Consider the following 16,116-nt stretch of genomic DNA (forward strand, 5'->3'; position numbering starts at 1 on the left):
GGCTCTTTTTTTATTCATTAAGTTAGTCAAGTGTATTACTCGTTAAAATATTCTTTCACCAGTTTGGCTTTTGCTGCACCAATAATATTGGTTAATAAATCCATATCAGCTTCCTGAATTTTCTTTACTGATTTAAGCTCTTTTAACAGCATTTTAGCCGTTTCCGGGCCTATTCCTTTTATGTTCTCCAATTCGGTTACAAACGTGTTTTTACTGCGCCTGTTTCTATGGTTGGTTATACCAAACCTGTGTGCCTCATCGCGCAATTGTTGTATAATTTTAAGTGTTTCTGATTTCTTATCAATATACAACGGAAACTCATCTTCGGGATAATACAATTCTTCTAACCTTTTGGCTATGCCTATAACAGGTATTTTGCCGTATAAATTTAGTTTATGTAAGCTTGCAATGGCTGAACTTAACTGCCCTTTTCCCCCGTCTATAATAATTAAATTGGGTAATGGCTGTTCTTCCTCTAACAAACGTTTGTAGCGCCTGTAAATTACTTCCTCCATGGTTGCAAAATCGTTTGGCCCTTCTACTGTTTTTACGTTAAAAATGCGGTAATCCTTTTTACTTGGTTTCGCATCTTTAAATACTACGCATGCCGACACCGGATTTGTTCCCTGTAAGTTACTGTTATCAAAACATTCTATATGGTGTGGCAGGTCTTTTAAACGCAAATCGTTTTTCATTTGTGTTAGTATACGCTCCACTTTTAAATCCGGATTTACCAGTTCATATTTAGCCAGCTTATCCTTTTTGTAATACAATGCATTTTTAAGTGAAAGCTCCAACAGCTTTTTCCTGTCGCCTAACTTAGGAGTGGTTATTTCTATTTTATCATCGCTCCAGTCTAAATCAAACGGAACTATAATTTCTTTGCTGGTACTATGGTATTCATCGCGCACTTCGGCAATAGCCAAACTCAACAGTTCAGCATCGCTTTCCTCCATTTTCTTTTTAACCTCAAACGTTTGGGTTTGAATAATAATACCATTGGAAACTTTCAGGTAATTAATAAAGGCAAACTTCTCATCGCTTACTATGCTGAATACATCTACATCATTTAAAATACCTGTTACTATGGTTGATTTGCTCTGGTAATTTTCTAATACATCTAACTTTCTTTTATAACGTGCGGCCTCTTCAAACTTCAAATCCTTAGCCGCTGATTGCATCAGGTTTTTTAAATGTATTTTTACTTCACTTAAGTTACCACGTAAAATACTTTTTATGTTTTTTATATTTTGGTTGTATTCCTCTTCGCTCATTAAACCCACACAGGGTGCTTTGCAATTACCTATATCAAACTCTAAGCAGGTTTTAAATTTTAACTCTTTAATATTTTTATCGCTTAAGTTTAAGGTGCAATTGCGTAAGGGGTAAATGGTTTTAATTAAATCTAAAATGGTATGCATCATACCGCCCGAAGCATACGGACCAAAATACTCGCTTCCATCTTTTATGGGATTGCGTGTTGGAAAAATCCTGGGGAATCGTTCGCGCTTTACACAAATAAAAGGATATGTTTTATCGTCTTTAAGGTTGATGTTGAACTTAGGCTGAAACTTTTTAATAAGCGAGTTCTCCAGCAACAACGCATCTATTTCTGTTTCAACTAAAGTAAAATGTATATCAACAATACGACCCACCATCACAGCCGTTTTGCGGTTTTCGTAATGGTTTTTATTAAAATAGCTGCTTACTCTTTTTTTAAGACTCTTGGCTTTACCAATGTATATAAGATTGCCTTCTTTATCGAAATACTTATAAATACCTGGTGTTTCGGGAAGCGAACTAATAATATCTTTTAAATGTGGCGTATGCATTACTTAGCACAAATGTACCTTTATTTAAAACAAAAAGCACTTAGCTTTCTATAAAACTAAGTGCTTTTCTGTGTTCATTAACCCAATACAAATGTGTTTATCCATTCATAAACTAATCAGTTACCTGGAACATAATAGGTATAATCATTCTCACTGATACTTTTCTTTTGTTTTGCATACCTGCGCTCCAATCGGGCATACTTTTTATAACACGAATGGCTTCTTCATCGCAACCAAAACCAATACCTTTTAATACAGTTGCATCTTTTACTTTTCCATCTTTATCTACCACAAATGAAACCAATACTTTTCCTTGTACATTGTTTTGCAATGCTACCGGTGGGTAATTAATTTCTTCGCCTAAATACTCATACAAATCGCCATTAAATTCCGGCATTTGCTCCACTCCTTCCATAAAAGTTCCATCTTCGTTACCTTCATTATTACCAGCAAGACTTTTCCCTCCGGTAGGTAAAGCTGAAGAAGGTCCTGAAGGATTACCAATTGGTTCATCTATCAAAGTACTACGCACAAATGAATCCGAAGGAACTATTCTTGCCTCTGCATCGCGCCTTACATGGTAATTTCCATTATCAGCATTTTTTGTAGCCTTTGGTTTATACATTTCTTCTATCTGTTCTTTATCTTTTTTAGCAGGCATCACAATTACAATTACAGTATCACCTGCATTAGCTTTATCAATAGGATTAACAGTAACCACATCACCATGCAACTGGTTGTAGATAATAGAGAACAAAATAATAGCAACAGGGGTAATAAATGTAATAAGAAAGCTACGCTTTAAATTAGAAGGATACTCTTTACGCAACACATAAGCTCCGTAGGCTTTGTTTCTGTTTTCAAACACTAACTCATCTAGGTTATTGTTCGGTTGATTAAGTATGTTCATGGTTACAATTGATTTGTTACTAGCAAGTCAATTATAAAACGTAAAAAGTTGAGCGTATTTTATTACGTGACGGAATTATTACATTGAGGTTTATTTTTTACCTGCAATGCGTTTCATTCCCAGTTGGGCTAATTCGTAATCAGGATTGTATTTTAATACAAACTCATAGTTTAAACGGGCATTTTCGTAATCGTTTAAACCCTCATAGCAAAGCCCGCGCATGTAGTAGGCTGGTAAATAATCGTTAGCCATACGTACACACATATCAAAATTAACAATGGCTTCTTTTAAAAAATTGGTTTCAAAATTTATATAGCCTACGTTATAATAGCATTGAAAATAATCGGGATTATATTTAATTACTTTTTTGTAATCAATTAAAGCCATTTTGTATTCTTTGCGTTGTTGCCAAAAAGTAGCCCTTGCAAAAAAAGCATCAGGTGCATTGGGCCTTATACGCAAAGCTGCATTAATATATTCCAGTGCGGCCTTGTTACCTTGTGCTAACATCAGTGTAGCCAAAATCATGTGGCTATCGTAATCGTTATTATCCAACTCTATGGCTTTTTGAAAATTACTAATGGCTCTGGCTGTATCGCCAAGGTCTTTTAAGTTAATGGCACGTAAATGATAAGCATATCCGTTGTTTTTATCGTTGGCCAATATGCTATTGGCTAGGTTTATTGATTTTTGGTGCTCTTTGGTAATATAATATAAGTCGGCCAGTTTAATTTGTGCATCTACAAAATCCGGTTTTAAGGATATGGCTTTTTCGTAGTTTTTTGCCGCCAGTATGGTCTTATTCAAAGCATAGTTAGCACGTGCTGCCATAAAAAAATACAATGGATTAAGTGAGTCTAAGGTGCAGGCATCGTTAAAATCTAATGCGGCTCTGTCCATTACTTTGGCATTATAGTATTTTGTACCTCGGTCGTAATACAACTCTGCTTTACTGGGATTATTCAATATTTCGTTCGATAAATCCTGTGCCCCTGCTTTTATGGCTATGGAATCAATAGAGCTACTTGTTTGTTTGCTATTGTTATTAGCGCACGAAGCAATGAGCAGTATATTGAGTAAGAAAATAATGGTTTTGTTATGCATAAACTTTTGTTTGGTAATTCAATGAGATACCTCATTTTACAAGTCGCAAAAAAACATAACTTTGTTGCACTAAAAAATAATCTTTTCCATTACCTAAAATTGTAACCCTAAAAACGTCATGCCATTTTACCATAAACAAGGACAAATACCCCCTAAACGTCACACACAATTTAGAAAACCTGACGGCAGTTTATATTCAGAAGAACTTGTTTCAACTGAAGGTTTTAGCAGCTTATACTCGTTGGTATACCATTGCCATCCGCCTACGCTGGTTAAAGAAATTGGCGAAGCATACAGTATTGCACCTAAAGCGGCTATTGAAAAGAACTTACAAAACCGTAGTTTTTTAACTTTTAAAACTGCTCCTGTGGACGATTATTTAAAAAGCCGTGTATATACACTTTTTAATAACGATGTGTATTTGGCTTCGGCTGCGCCACGCAAAAGCATGACTGATTATTTTTTTAAAAATGCGGATGCTGATGAGGTAATATTTATACACGAAGGAACGGGTATTTTAAAAACGGTATACGGGCAAATTCCATTTGAATATGGTGACTATTTGGTAATACCTCGTGGAACTATTTACCAGTTGCATTTTGAAACGGAACAAAACAGGTTATTCATTACGGAGTCTTTCTCTCCTATTTGTCCACCAAAACGTTATTTAAATAAACACGGACAATTACTAGAACATTCACCATACTGCGAGCGTGATATAAAATTACCTGAGCTGAAAGAAACTTTTGACCAAACAGGTGATTTTAAAGTTTTAATTAAAAAACAGGATATGATTTTCCCTTATACCTATGCTACGCATCCTTTTGATGTAATAGGTTGGGATGGTTTCCAATATCCTTATGGTTTTAGTATTCATAATTACGAACCAATAACAGGCCGTGTGCACATGCCACCTCCTATTCACCAAACATTTGAAGGACACAATTTTGTAATTTGTTCTTTTGTGCCTCGTTTATATGATTACCACCCGCTTTCTATTCCTGCGCCTTATAACCACAGTAATGTAGACAGTGATGAGGTATTGTATTATGTGGATGGCGATTTTATGAGCCGTAAACATGTGGAACGTGGAATGATTAGTTTACATCCGAAAGGAATTCCGCATGGCCCGCACCCGGGCACGGTTGAAAAATCGATTGGTAAAACGGAAACGAAAGAACTGGCGGTAATGATTGATCCTTTTTATCCTTTAAAAATAACGGAAGCCGCTATGCAAATGGAAGACCCCGGTTATTATAAAACCTGGGTTGAGTAATAGCACTTACGGTAGGGAATAAACAAACAGTAATGAAACAATAAAATCTTTCGCAATTGTAAATAGCCATTATATTTGCCTGCGAAAAGTGAATAGTTAAATTTAAAACAGACTTATAGTCAATACAATATAAACATGAGTACCGTAGAACAAACAAAAGAAATGTTACCAGAAACCAGCGATTTTCTTCCATTACACGGAACAGATTACGTAGAGTTATATGTAGGCAATGCTAAACAAGCAGCCCATTTTTACAAAACAGCCTTTGGTTTTCAAAGTCTTGCTTATGCCGGACCTGAAACGGGTGTAAAGGATAGAGCCAGTTATGTATTGGTGCAAAATAAAATGCGCTTAATGTTGACTACTCCTTTGCGTTCTGATTCACCTATTGCTGAACACCACAAAAAACATGGTGATGGCGTAAAGGTATTGGCCTTAATGGTTGATGATGCTTACGATGCTTTTGAACAAACTACCAAACGTGGTGGGGTAACTACTTTGGAGCCAAAAACCATTAGCGATGCCAATGGCGAAATACGCATGAGTGGTATAAAAACGTATGGCGAGGTGGAGCATTGGTTTATTGAACGTAAAAACTACAAAGGTGTATTTATGCCGGGTTTTGTTAAATGGGAAAGCGCTTACAACCCTGAGCCAACAGGTTTATTATACGTTGACCATTGTGTAGGCAATGTAGATTGGAACCAAATGAATCCATGGGTTTCGTTTTACGAAAATGTAATGGGCTTTAGAAATATTCTTTCGTTTGACGACAATGATATCAGCACGGAGTACTCTGCTTTAATGAGCAAAGTAATGAGCAATGGAAACGGTTATGTTAAATTCCCTATAAACGAGCCTGCTGAAGGTAAAAAGAAAAGTCAGGTAGAAGAATACTTAGAGTTTTATGAAGGTGAAGGCGTACAACATATTGCCATTGCCACTTTAGATATTGTTTCGACTGTTAAACAATTAATGGCACGTGGTGTTGAATTTTTAAAAGTACCAAGCAGTTATTATGACGATTTGTTGGACCGCGTAGGACCTATTGACGAAGATATTGAATCATTAAAGGGGTTGGGTATTTTGATTGATAAGGACGATGAGGGTTACTTATTACAATTGTTTACCAAACCGGTAGAAGACAGACCTACTATGTTTTTTGAAATTATTCAACGTAAAGGAGCAAAAAGCTTTGGTAAAGGTAATTTTAAAGCTTTGTTTGAAGCCATTGAACGCGAGCAAGCCAATAGAGGCAATTTATAAAACAGCATAAAACATCATAGTTTATACTACAAAAGCCACCTTAAGGGTGGCTTTTTTTATGTAGATTAAAGCCATTTAATCTACTAAATAGCTCATTCACAAACAAACAACTCCATGTTAGGCAATTTGTGACTATTTTTCTATTCATTTTAAGGGTATGCGTTTCCTAAAGTTGGGATTTAAAGGCTAACGGAGGCCTAACAACCTAAAAATAAGACACCTATCGCTCTTGAAATCAAAAACCCCACAGGTGTAGGGTTTTCCACATGTTATAAACTTTATTGTGCTGATTGTTAGTATTCCATGGTAATTTGACAAAAAATTAAAGCCTGTTTACTTTTTCAAAGGAAGTTTAAGCATTAATTTAGCAGTCAGAAAAAGAAAGATATTTTAATGAATACAACAGACGATAAACCTATTATTTTAAGCAAACGCAAAAACATTCAAACTGTTATTGATTACTGTTTAGAACAAAAAATAAGTTTCAGTGCAAACCCACGTGCTATTAGTATAGATGAATGGGAAGTAGAATTAAACATAAGCAGTATTAAAGCAGCTATTGCTTTAGGTATGTTTGTTCGCGAAAACAAATTAGAGATGTATGGCATGGGTGAAATTATTAAACCTAAAACCAATGCTCCTGCTAATACCAGCAAAAAAACTGAAACCAAAGAAGTAACTACTACACCTACTTTAAACGATTTAGTAGCGCCTTCGCCAGCGGTTGAGGAAGCTCCGGCTCCACCAACCCTTACCTTCGACTTAAATACTAGTAATAACTAATAAGCAATTATTAAGTTGTTGCCATAAACGTTTAAGTGTTTCCCTTTTTGCAAGTTAGGGAAAAGATTTAATTGATTAACAAAACACGGGCACATGCAAGAGTGCCCGTTTTTGTTTTATAAACTTCTGTATTTTATAAGCAAAAGCTTAAACTTGCACTTTGCATTACTCCATGAAAGATTTAAAAAAATACTATATTATACCTGCTACTCCTGAAGAAGTTTATCTGGCTTTAACCGTTGAATCGACCATTATGTTATGGACTGGCGATAAGGCTGAAATGAAAGCTGAACCGGGGACTGAATTTTCTATGTGGGATGGAAGTATAGTAGGTAAAAACTTAGAGTTTGTACCCGGCAAAAAAATAGTACAGGAATGGTATTTTGGGGAGGATAATACTACGCCCTCTATTGTTACCATTATACTACACGAACACAAGCAAGGTACTTCGGCCGAGTTAAGGCACACCAATATTCCTGACGAAGATTTTGAAGATATACAAGACGGTTGGGACTTTTCTTACTTTGCTGATTTAATTGATTTTTACGAAGAGTAGTTATTACTCAATCTAACTAATTTTATTGGTAAGCAACGAACTCTGCATAGTATACAATGCAGCTATACAAATTATTTATTTTGGTGTAAAAAAAATAGGATACTACCCAAAATTTAAAATACATTTGGAAACAAAAAAACACTTTTTTCATGCAAACCGATACGATACTTATTATTGGCTCAAACGGGCAAATTGGAACTGAACTTGCCGAAGCACTACGCGAAATTTATGGAACTGACAACGTTGTATGCAGCGATTTAAAAAAACCTGAACACACTCCCGGACCGTTTGAAATAATTGATATATTGGATAAGGATGGTGTTTATGCCATTATTAAAAAATACAAAGTAACGCAGGTTTATTTGCTGGCTGCTTTATTAAGCGCTACTGCTGAAAAAAATCCAAAGTTTGCATGGGACTTAAACATGCAGGGCTTATTTCACATACTGGATGCAGCCAAAGAGGGTTTAATTAAAAAAGTATACTGGCCAAGTTCTATTGCTGTATTTGGCCCTACAACGCCAAGTATATTAACACCTCAATACACGGTAATGGAACCTAATACTATTTACGGTATTAGTAAACAGGCTGGCGAGCGTTTTTGCGAATACTATTTCCAGAAATACAATGTTGATGTACGCAGCATCCGTTACCCGGGTTTAATAGGCCATAAATCAGCACCGGGTGGTGGCACTACTGATTACGCAGTACATATATACCACGAAGCCATTAAAAACGGTAAATACACTTGCTTTTTAAATGAGCACACTACTTTACCTATGATGTATATGCCTGATGCATTAAAAGCAACCATTAACTTAATGGAAGCTCCGGCCGAGCAGGTTAAAATACGCAGCAGTTATAATGTAGCGGGTATGAGCTTTAATCCGTTGGAAATAGCAGCAGCTATTCAAAAACATATTCCTTCATTTACCATTGACTTTGCGCCTGACTTTAGACAAGCCATAGCTGATAGCTGGCCAAAAAGCATTAACGATGCAGAAGCTCGTGCGCATTGGGGATGGCAACCTGATTTTGATTTGCAAAAAATGACGGACGATATGATGTTGAACTTAAACAAACTATACAGTCAATCTCATTAAACAAGATTTTATAAAAGAAAAAGGCTATCTGATTGGATAGCCTTTTTTATGTTTATTACTTTGCCCTTTTCATAGGAAACTGCATGGCTTTTTCTTTGCCTTGCTGCTTGCCGCTTATTTCGGCCACCAATGAATCGTTGGTTATTTTGGTATAGGTAATTTTTTGCGGGAAGTCGTGCGCGGGGTTTTCAAATACTAAACTATTATTGTCTGATTGGGTTAATTTAAACTCAATAGGAAGTCCACCGTTTTGGCCGGGAATGGTCGGTGCATAAAATATCTCTTTACCCGTTTGGTGTAAACTAATAAACTCGGTTGAAGCGGTATCTTTTCCCATTATAAAATAACTGGCACCAAGCAAGGTGGAGTCATTTTCTTTTTTCCATACTTCAGAAGCGTTTCCTTCGCTTGATTTATTTTCCCAATTACCAATTAACCAACTGGCTTTCTCCAACTCGGTATAAGTGGTTGCTTGTTTATTGTTTGCAGTGTTACAAGCTGCTATTGCCAGTAAAACAATAAGGGAACTAATGGTGTGTTGTACTTTTTTCATATCATTCATTATTTGGTTACAATATTACGGACTGCAATTACAATTAATACTTTTTTTAAAAATTGTAAAATTGCGACAGCTTATTCGGTACCTGTAAACAGGGTTGACATTTTTAAATCATCGGCATAAAATTGTTTGGGGCTTAAACCGGTAAACTCTTTAAAGTCTTTTATAAAATGTGCCTGATCATAATAGCTGCTTTCGTGTGCCAATGAAGTAAGGCTGGTAAATTGTTTGTTGGCTAATATTTTTAAGGCGGCTTGTAGTCTGATAATTTTAGCCAGTTGTTTTGGACTTAAACCTATTACTGAAGCAAATTTACGTTCCAGTTGTCTTCGGTTTATTTGTATATGGTTTGATAATTCCTCAACCGATAGCCGGCCATTTAATTGCATGATTACTTCTACGCTTAATTTTGCCACTCTGTCAATAGCAGCGGGTGTAATTAACTGTTGCAGTAGAAAGCTTTCTATTATAGCTATTCTATCTGTATGGCTTACAGCCTTCAATATGTTCTGTTCTAACTGTGTACCGCTATCGCCAAATAACTCGTGTAACGGAACGGCTCTGTTTTCCATAGCACTAATGGGTAAAGTAGCAAAGGGCATAAACCCATCGGGTAAAAAACGTACCGCAAAAATGCCTGTTACACCCGTAGGTTCAATAGCTAAGGAAGTAGTTATCTGCCCAAATACAAAACACCTGGGTTGCACAACAAAGGTTTCGTCTGTTATATATTGCTTAAACAAATCGCCATCATGAAAAATCATTTCCATGCACCCGTCCGGTACTATTTTTTGTTTAGTTGGCTTTGTTTCTTTGGGAGCTTCTAATGTCCAGTAAGATTTTACAAAGTCTGCCAAATCGTTATGGGGTGCATGGGTATTGTAATCCATATACAAACTTCCTGTTTATTCTATTAGTAATTTACTGTGTACTGTTTTTTCGTTTAACTGCAGGTGTACCATGTATACTCCTTTGGTTAGAAAGCTTACGTTAAGTGTGGTGTTTACCACATCGGTATCTAATACTTTTTGTCCGTTTAAGCTGTATATAGTAATGTGTTGTACGGGTAAATCTTTACTAAAGTTTATTATACCTGCTGATGATGGATTAGGAAAAAACCATTGCTGTGGCTCATTGCTTACTTCTTGTATACCGGTAGCGGCCACCCTGAATGTAGCTATATTGCTCCAGGCGGAAGCATAGGGTAAAATAACGGTACGCACCTGCCAGTAATAGGTAAGCCCCGGTGAAAGGTTATTGATAATGGCTTTGTTTTGGGTAGTAGTTAACGGGCTGCCGGTAAATGTTGGGCTATTGCCATACATATATTCATAACGCTCGGCATCGGTATTGGCTTCCCACTGTAAAGTAACCTGTGCGGGGGTAAGCAAGGTAAAATTATCGGGCACCAACTGCTGTGGTGGCACTAACAAAACAAGTGTGGTAAACGAAAACGGAACGGACCAGGCACCGGGTTGTGTTCCATTCATACCTCTTACTCGCCAATAATACAAAGTAGAAGGCTGCAAGCCTGAAACTGTAATTTGATTGGTGGTATTGGAGCCAACAAGCGGATTACTAAAATCGGCTGATACATCTGTTTGAATTTCGTAAACAGTTACATTGGCTACTGCTGTCCATGTAAGTATTAAGCCTGTATAAGTTTGTTTAATGGCTCCATTGGCAGGTAATGATAATACGGGTGCCAAGGGTGCAACAGGTGCAACTTTGGTGGTAAATTTATTTTCGTAATACCAATCGGTTGTATCTGCTTTATTAAAGCCTCTTACGCGTAAAAAGTAACGGGTACTGTAAGCCAAACCATTTAAGTTTTCGCCTGATACATCGCGGTTGTTAATATACCTGTTAATGGGGTTGGTGTATAATGAGTCGGTTGATACCTGGTAATGAAAACCCCTGATACCTGTGGGTTGACTCCAACTGATATAGGTTGGGTTAACAGCTACATTTTGTTCTCCATTGTAAGGTGTATTAATATATATAGCAAAAGGTGATGTGGTAAACTTAAGCGCAGGTGTCCATAACGAGGTATCTTTGGCACTGCGTGCCTGCATTTTCCAATAATATACCTGGTCAAATAATAAATCGTTGGTAGCAACTCTATCGGCTAGCTTATTGCTATCTATTATCATGAGCTGGTTGCTGTTAAATAAGGCGGATGTGTCAACCATTACGCGGTAGCCTGTTAAGTGGGAAAGATTGGTCCAACTTAATACAGGATTGGTTAACTGACTGGTGCTGTTGTTTTGTGGTGTTAACAGGAAAGGGGCTGCCATGGTACGTATATTCCTGTAAAACCAGTCGGATGTATCGACCTCGGTAATGGTACGAACTTTTACATAATAAAGGGTATTAAAATATAAATTACGCAAAGCGCCATTGGCATTTTTATTTAGCGTATCGCTTATCAATACGGGTGAGTTAAATAAGGGTGTGGTATCGGCCATTATTTCGTAGCGTTTTACTCCCTGCATATTAAACAAGGTAAAACGGGCTGAGTCGGGGCGAATAATGGTATCGGTAGCTGCAGGATATGACAGGGAGGTAGGGCCGGATTTGGTACTTATAGTAATGGTACGCCAGGCTGAAGTATCTTTTAAGTGCCATACGCGTATATGCATATAGTAGTTTTTTCCGTAGTGTAATAAAAAGGGTGTGGTGTTTGTTTGCTTCTTGCTGATACTATTTACCAATAAGGGCGAGTTAAAAGCGAGCGATGTATCAAACTGCGTTTGGTACCAAATATTGGTATCGTTGGCTAAACTTGTTATGGCATAAGAACTGGCAGTTACACTTACATCGTACACCCCACTGCTAATACTGCTGGTTGGCAATGCCAGTGTGGTAAACTTAAATGCTTTTGAAAACGGAATGGTATCGGTTACGGTATAGGCCATACCGCGTACATAATAATTGCGCCCAAAGTACAATTGCCTTACGGGCAAACTTTGTGTATTTAAATCGTTGAATACCGTATCGGTTAATACGGGTGAATCAAAGGTAGCCGTAGTATCGTACTGCACACGTACTGTGCCGCCTATTTTTTTAAAATATACCGTTAAGCCTATATTGGTATTGGTGGCATTCATACTTGGGGTAGTTACCTCAAAGGAGTCGATGGTTTTAAACGACCAAGTGGCAGACCATACAGAAGTATCAGTATTGTTACGTATAGAACGCATTTTCCAGTAATAGCGGGTATTGAAGTAAGCACTGTCTAAATAGGTTATCCATACATTGCTTACTTTATTAAACAATACGGGGCTGTTAAAGGTGGCTGATGTATCGTACATGAGCTGGTATTTCCACCCCGCACCTGTGAGCATGGTACAGTTTAAATAGGTTTTCAAATCTACATCAATAGCATTGTTAGCAGGGTTTGTTAAAGCCGGTACCTGGGCAGAGGCTTTAAACGCCAAAGCCATTAACAGGCTTACTATACTGAGTCGTAAATAAAATAACATACTGTTTTACTATTTGTTGGGATTAATTTTCTTTAACAAATATAAACCTGCCCGAGTGCTAAACAAGTCAAACTATTGTAGAACAACGTAAAGACGTTGTATGCAACGTCTATACCAATAGGCAAAACAAACTATGCTTATAAAACAAAGCCAGTTTTTTGTAGTGTAGAATAATAAAATACTTTTGTGAATAGGAATGAAAAAACAGACTAATCCCACCCGATAGTGAGTAGATTGGTCTGATGAAATCAAACATATAAGTTATTCCCAATTTTAAGACAACAGCAATGAGAAAGAATAAAATATTAATTTGCTTAACAATTTTAATACCATTTTTGACAGGATGTTTTGTTGGTGCTGGTACTCATGGTTCTTTAAAAGGATATCAATACTCGACAACAAAAGATAAATTGGATAGTGCGGTTATGTTTGTTATAAAAAACAATCCGAACATTTATAGAAACACGAATAATGTAAATTACATCATAGACCAAACTGACGGGAAAAACGATACTATTATTGATAACTATTATAATGATGGTAAAAGTTATTTGACTATAAAAATCAAAACCGACAAAGGACAAAACGAATATACATTTCGGTATTATGGTGGCGAGGAAGATTGGAAAACAGCAACAACATCTGAAATTTTTATTTGCTACGCTTATGACGAACTTAGAAAAGGAGGCAGTGAAGGCAACGGAGGTATTGATAGCAAAACATTAAAACATTTAACAGAAATTTTCGAAAAAGAATTGGTAAGCAATATTGACAAACAATTAAACTTGACACACATTAATACTAAATAGAAAACTGAGCATATAAAACAAAGCCCATTTTTTGTAGTGTAGAATAATAAAATACTTTTGTGTGTAGGAATGAAAAATCAGGCTAATCCACCCCATATTGGGTAGATTGGTCTGATAAAATAATACATATATATAAGTTAGCGGTAATAGTATGACGACCGTGCAAACTCCAACATTTTGACAATTGAAACTGACAGACTACATACAAAATCTATTTGGGACTGAGCGACACGTTTTAGAAAACGACAGGACTAAACTCATTGACAAAATGAGAAAGCTCTACAAGTTTTTAGAGACCGACTTTGGTTACACTTATACGCTTGACAAAGAAACAGACAAGTATCCTGGCGGACCGAAGTATTACATCAACAAATACACTAACCTTAAAGCACAGCGACAAATAGAAATTACGTTGCATCGCAACAGCACACCACTTTACTTTTACCTAAAGCGACTTCATGATAGCATTGAACCTTCATACTCGGACAACGACAACTGTTATGCTTTTTATGAGATTGACATCTATAATGGCATTGACAATCACGACAGACATCACCCGTATTTACCGCCTGATTACGAGCTTACTAATGTTAAAGTCGGACTTGAGATTTTAAAATCAATCCCAAACATTCTAAAGGGAACTGACTGGTTTGACAGAAACAGACTGGACAAAATATTTCTTGAAACCAAAGGTTATAAATCGGGACATTCCGACAATTCAACTTTTGCTTTAATTAAAAAGACATTTTCATTTTTAGAGACTGACCTTGACTTTAAAATCGTTTACGATTACGACAAGTTAAGACCCTTTGAACAAGACCTTGGCGGACATTTGGTGTATAGTAACGACAAAATCACAATTGGTTTTTCCGTTGACTTTCGTGACCAAGACTTTTCAGTATACTTGCTTGACACTAAAGACTACGACATAGATAACTTTTGGCAAATCGGAGAACGAGTTGGTAACGGTGGGACAACAGAAAAAGAATTTATACATGCAAAGAGACAACTTGACGCACGGATTAAGAACTACTACCGCTAACAAGGTGTTTGCGATAGCGGGGGTTCCGTGCTTCGCAGACACATTTGTGCAAGGTGGAAGTTCAGTTCTCCGAATGAACTTTAGTGCTAAAAAACCCCGCCATCGCAAACCCCCGAAACGTTAACCGCAATGTAAAAACACATGAAACAAACACTAAGTCTTGTATTACTAATTTTTATCTTGAGTTGTTCAAATAATCAAGACAATAGTAAACGATACTCTGATTTGAAGAACGTTGATAACGACAGTTTGTTCTATTTTTTAATAAATGGGACCAAAGAAGAATATAAGGTTAGCAAGAGTAATATTAACTTAATTTATGATTTAGGAAAACTACAAAAATTCATTAATGAGTATGAGAAGAATCCTCAACATAAAATACAGAAGAAACTTGAAATCACAGGTGAAGGAATTGGGAATACATTTTACTCATTGATAAAAAAACAAAAAGATGGATTCTTGGTGACTCATTTAATTTACCAAAATGATCCGGTTATTTGGTGTGATTCATTAATAATAGATGATGCCGTATCTTATAGCTGGGATGACGACCCCTTGTTCTACAAACTCAAACCCTATTCTACATTTTCTATTGCTTGTTCATACGCAGATCGATTTATAAATGATCCTATTGACATTTCATCGGAATCCTACAGAGAAAATTACACCAATATTCCTAACGAGAATGATACTGCATATTGGGACAAATATTTGCGTAACTTTAAGGGTAGAACAATTTACAAACTATCTCTTGAAGATGGAGGCACCTGGATTTGGGACATTAGAAAGAGAAAATTTATTGATTTTTTTGAACCTTAATAGATGTGCTGCTGTTATACGCCACAGGCGTGCGCTAGCTGAGCAACCTTTGTGCGACATTGCGAACTTCAAACTTTTAGCTTAAAATTGACGATAGTAACAACCAAAGACAATGAAAATTCATACCACAATGCCCGACAAACTTGCTCCCCACTTTGAGAGGGAACTGACCGAGGCGAAAGATGCTTTCAAGTCACGGCATTTTCAGGTTTCATGGCGACACCTTGAAAGGGCACATATCTTAGGACAGCCGTATCCTTTGGCACACACTTACGTTCATCTCAAAATGTTGGACTTTGGTGTTCGGACAAAAAACTTTGCCGAAGTTCTTGGACAAATACCCCGACTAATTTTCGGTGGAGTAAAATCTTTTGTTGGTGAAATTCCGGTAGGTAATACTGGTGGTGCAAATGTTCCACCACTGAAACCAATGCAAATACCAGACGATTTACAGCAAATCATTCAACAAGCAAAAAGTAAATAGTAATCAATTTTAATTCGCTGTTGGTGCATGCCTGTGGCGTGAACCTTATTAAAGCGGAGCAGGTAAATATTGCAGGCGAGGACGCCTG

At 36.8% G+C, this 16,116-nt stretch carries 15 protein-coding genes; 9 read left to right on the forward strand and 6 right to left on the reverse strand.

Annotated features, from left to right (window positions below):
• Positions 1 to 35: 35 nt before the first annotated feature.
• The 3 genes from uvrC to V4538_00095 form a co-directional block, all read right to left on the reverse strand.
• Positions 36 to 1,832 carry an excinuclease ABC subunit UvrC gene (gene uvrC, locus V4538_00085; protein ID MES2379406.1) on the reverse strand — a complete coding sequence of 599 codons (1,797 nt, stop codon included), beginning with the start codon at positions 1,830 to 1,832 and terminating at the stop codon, positions 36 to 38.
• Positions 1,833 to 1,944: 112 nt separating this feature from the next.
• Positions 1,945 to 2,742, reverse strand: coding sequence for an energy transducer TonB (locus V4538_00090; GenBank protein MES2379407.1), 798 nt, complete (start codon positions 2,740 to 2,742; stop codon positions 1,945 to 1,947).
• A 90-nt stretch (positions 2,743 to 2,832) separates the two neighbouring features.
• Entirely contained in the window at positions 2,833 to 3,846 is a 1,014-nt protein-coding gene (locus V4538_00095; protein MES2379408.1) for a tetratricopeptide repeat protein, read from the reverse strand.
• Positions 3,847 to 3,964: 118 nt separating this feature from the next.
• Between V4538_00095 and V4538_00100 the strand changes: the two genes are divergently transcribed.
• From V4538_00100 to V4538_00120, 5 genes are all read left to right on the forward strand, one after another.
• Positions 3,965 to 5,122 (forward strand): homogentisate 1,2-dioxygenase, encoded by a 1,158-nt coding sequence (locus V4538_00100; protein MES2379409.1) that lies wholly within the window; start codon positions 3,965 to 3,967, stop codon positions 5,120 to 5,122.
• Between the two features lie 135 nt (positions 5,123 to 5,257).
• Positions 5,258 to 6,388 carry a 4-hydroxyphenylpyruvate dioxygenase gene (hppD, locus tag V4538_00105; protein ID MES2379410.1) on the forward strand — a complete coding sequence of 377 codons (1,131 nt, stop codon included), beginning with the start codon at positions 5,258 to 5,260 and terminating at the stop codon, positions 6,386 to 6,388.
• A gap of 393 nt (positions 6,389 to 6,781) precedes the next feature.
• Positions 6,782 to 7,171 carry a hypothetical protein gene (locus V4538_00110; GenBank protein ID MES2379411.1) on the forward strand — a complete coding sequence of 130 codons (390 nt, stop codon included), beginning with the start codon at positions 6,782 to 6,784 and terminating at the stop codon, positions 7,169 to 7,171.
• Positions 7,172 to 7,343: 172 nt separating this feature from the next.
• Positions 7,344 to 7,727, forward strand: coding sequence for an SRPBCC domain-containing protein (locus tag V4538_00115; protein MES2379412.1), 384 nt, complete (start codon positions 7,344 to 7,346; stop codon positions 7,725 to 7,727).
• 149 nt (positions 7,728 to 7,876) lie between these two features.
• Positions 7,877 to 8,830: an NAD-dependent epimerase/dehydratase family protein gene (locus V4538_00120; protein ID MES2379413.1), complete on the forward strand. Its 954-nt coding sequence runs from the start codon at positions 7,877 to 7,879 to the stop codon at positions 8,828 to 8,830.
• 55 nt (positions 8,831 to 8,885) lie between these two features.
• On the opposite strand, the gene V4538_00125 is transcribed toward V4538_00120, so the two are convergent.
• The 3 genes from V4538_00125 to V4538_00135 all read right to left on the reverse strand — a co-directional run bounded on the left by V4538_00125 (position 8,886) and on the right by V4538_00135 (position 12,874).
• Positions 8,886 to 9,383, reverse strand: coding sequence for a DUF6265 family protein (locus tag V4538_00125; protein ID MES2379414.1), 498 nt, complete (start codon positions 9,381 to 9,383; stop codon positions 8,886 to 8,888).
• An 80-nt stretch (positions 9,384 to 9,463) separates the two neighbouring features.
• A complete protein-coding gene (locus tag V4538_00130) occupies positions 9,464 to 10,279 on the reverse strand; it encodes a helix-turn-helix transcriptional regulator (protein MES2379415.1) in 816 nt (271 codons plus the stop codon).
• Between the two features lie 15 nt (positions 10,280 to 10,294).
• Positions 10,295 to 12,874, reverse strand: a complete 2,580-nt coding sequence (locus V4538_00135) for a fibronectin type III domain-containing protein (protein MES2379416.1) — start codon at positions 12,872 to 12,874, stop codon at positions 10,295 to 10,297.
• A gap of 287 nt (positions 12,875 to 13,161) precedes the next feature.
• On the opposite strand from V4538_00135, the gene V4538_00140 reads away from it, so the two are divergent.
• From V4538_00140 to V4538_00155, 4 genes are all read left to right on the forward strand, one after another.
• Complete coding sequence (locus V4538_00140) at positions 13,162 to 13,683, forward strand: hypothetical protein (protein MES2379417.1); 522 nt, start codon at positions 13,162 to 13,164, stop codon at positions 13,681 to 13,683.
• Between the two features lie 268 nt (positions 13,684 to 13,951).
• Positions 13,952 to 14,725, forward strand: coding sequence for a hypothetical protein (locus V4538_00145; GenBank protein ID MES2379418.1), 774 nt, complete (start codon positions 13,952 to 13,954; stop codon positions 14,723 to 14,725).
• A 141-nt stretch (positions 14,726 to 14,866) separates the two neighbouring features.
• The gene (locus V4538_00150; GenBank protein MES2379419.1) at positions 14,867 to 15,544 is read left to right on the forward strand and encodes a hypothetical protein; all 678 of its coding nucleotides are present in this window, start codon (positions 14,867 to 14,869) and stop codon (positions 15,542 to 15,544) included.
• 112 nt (positions 15,545 to 15,656) lie between these two features.
• Positions 15,657 to 16,028, forward strand: a complete 372-nt coding sequence (locus V4538_00155; protein MES2379420.1) for a DUF3703 domain-containing protein — start codon at positions 15,657 to 15,659, stop codon at positions 16,026 to 16,028.
• The last annotated feature ends 88 nt before the right edge of the window (positions 16,029 to 16,116 follow it).

It is taken from the genome of Bacteroidota bacterium (assembly GCA_040388375.1).
Lineage (GTDB): Bacteria > Bacteroidota > Bacteroidia > UKL13-3 > UKL13-3 > JAAFJM01.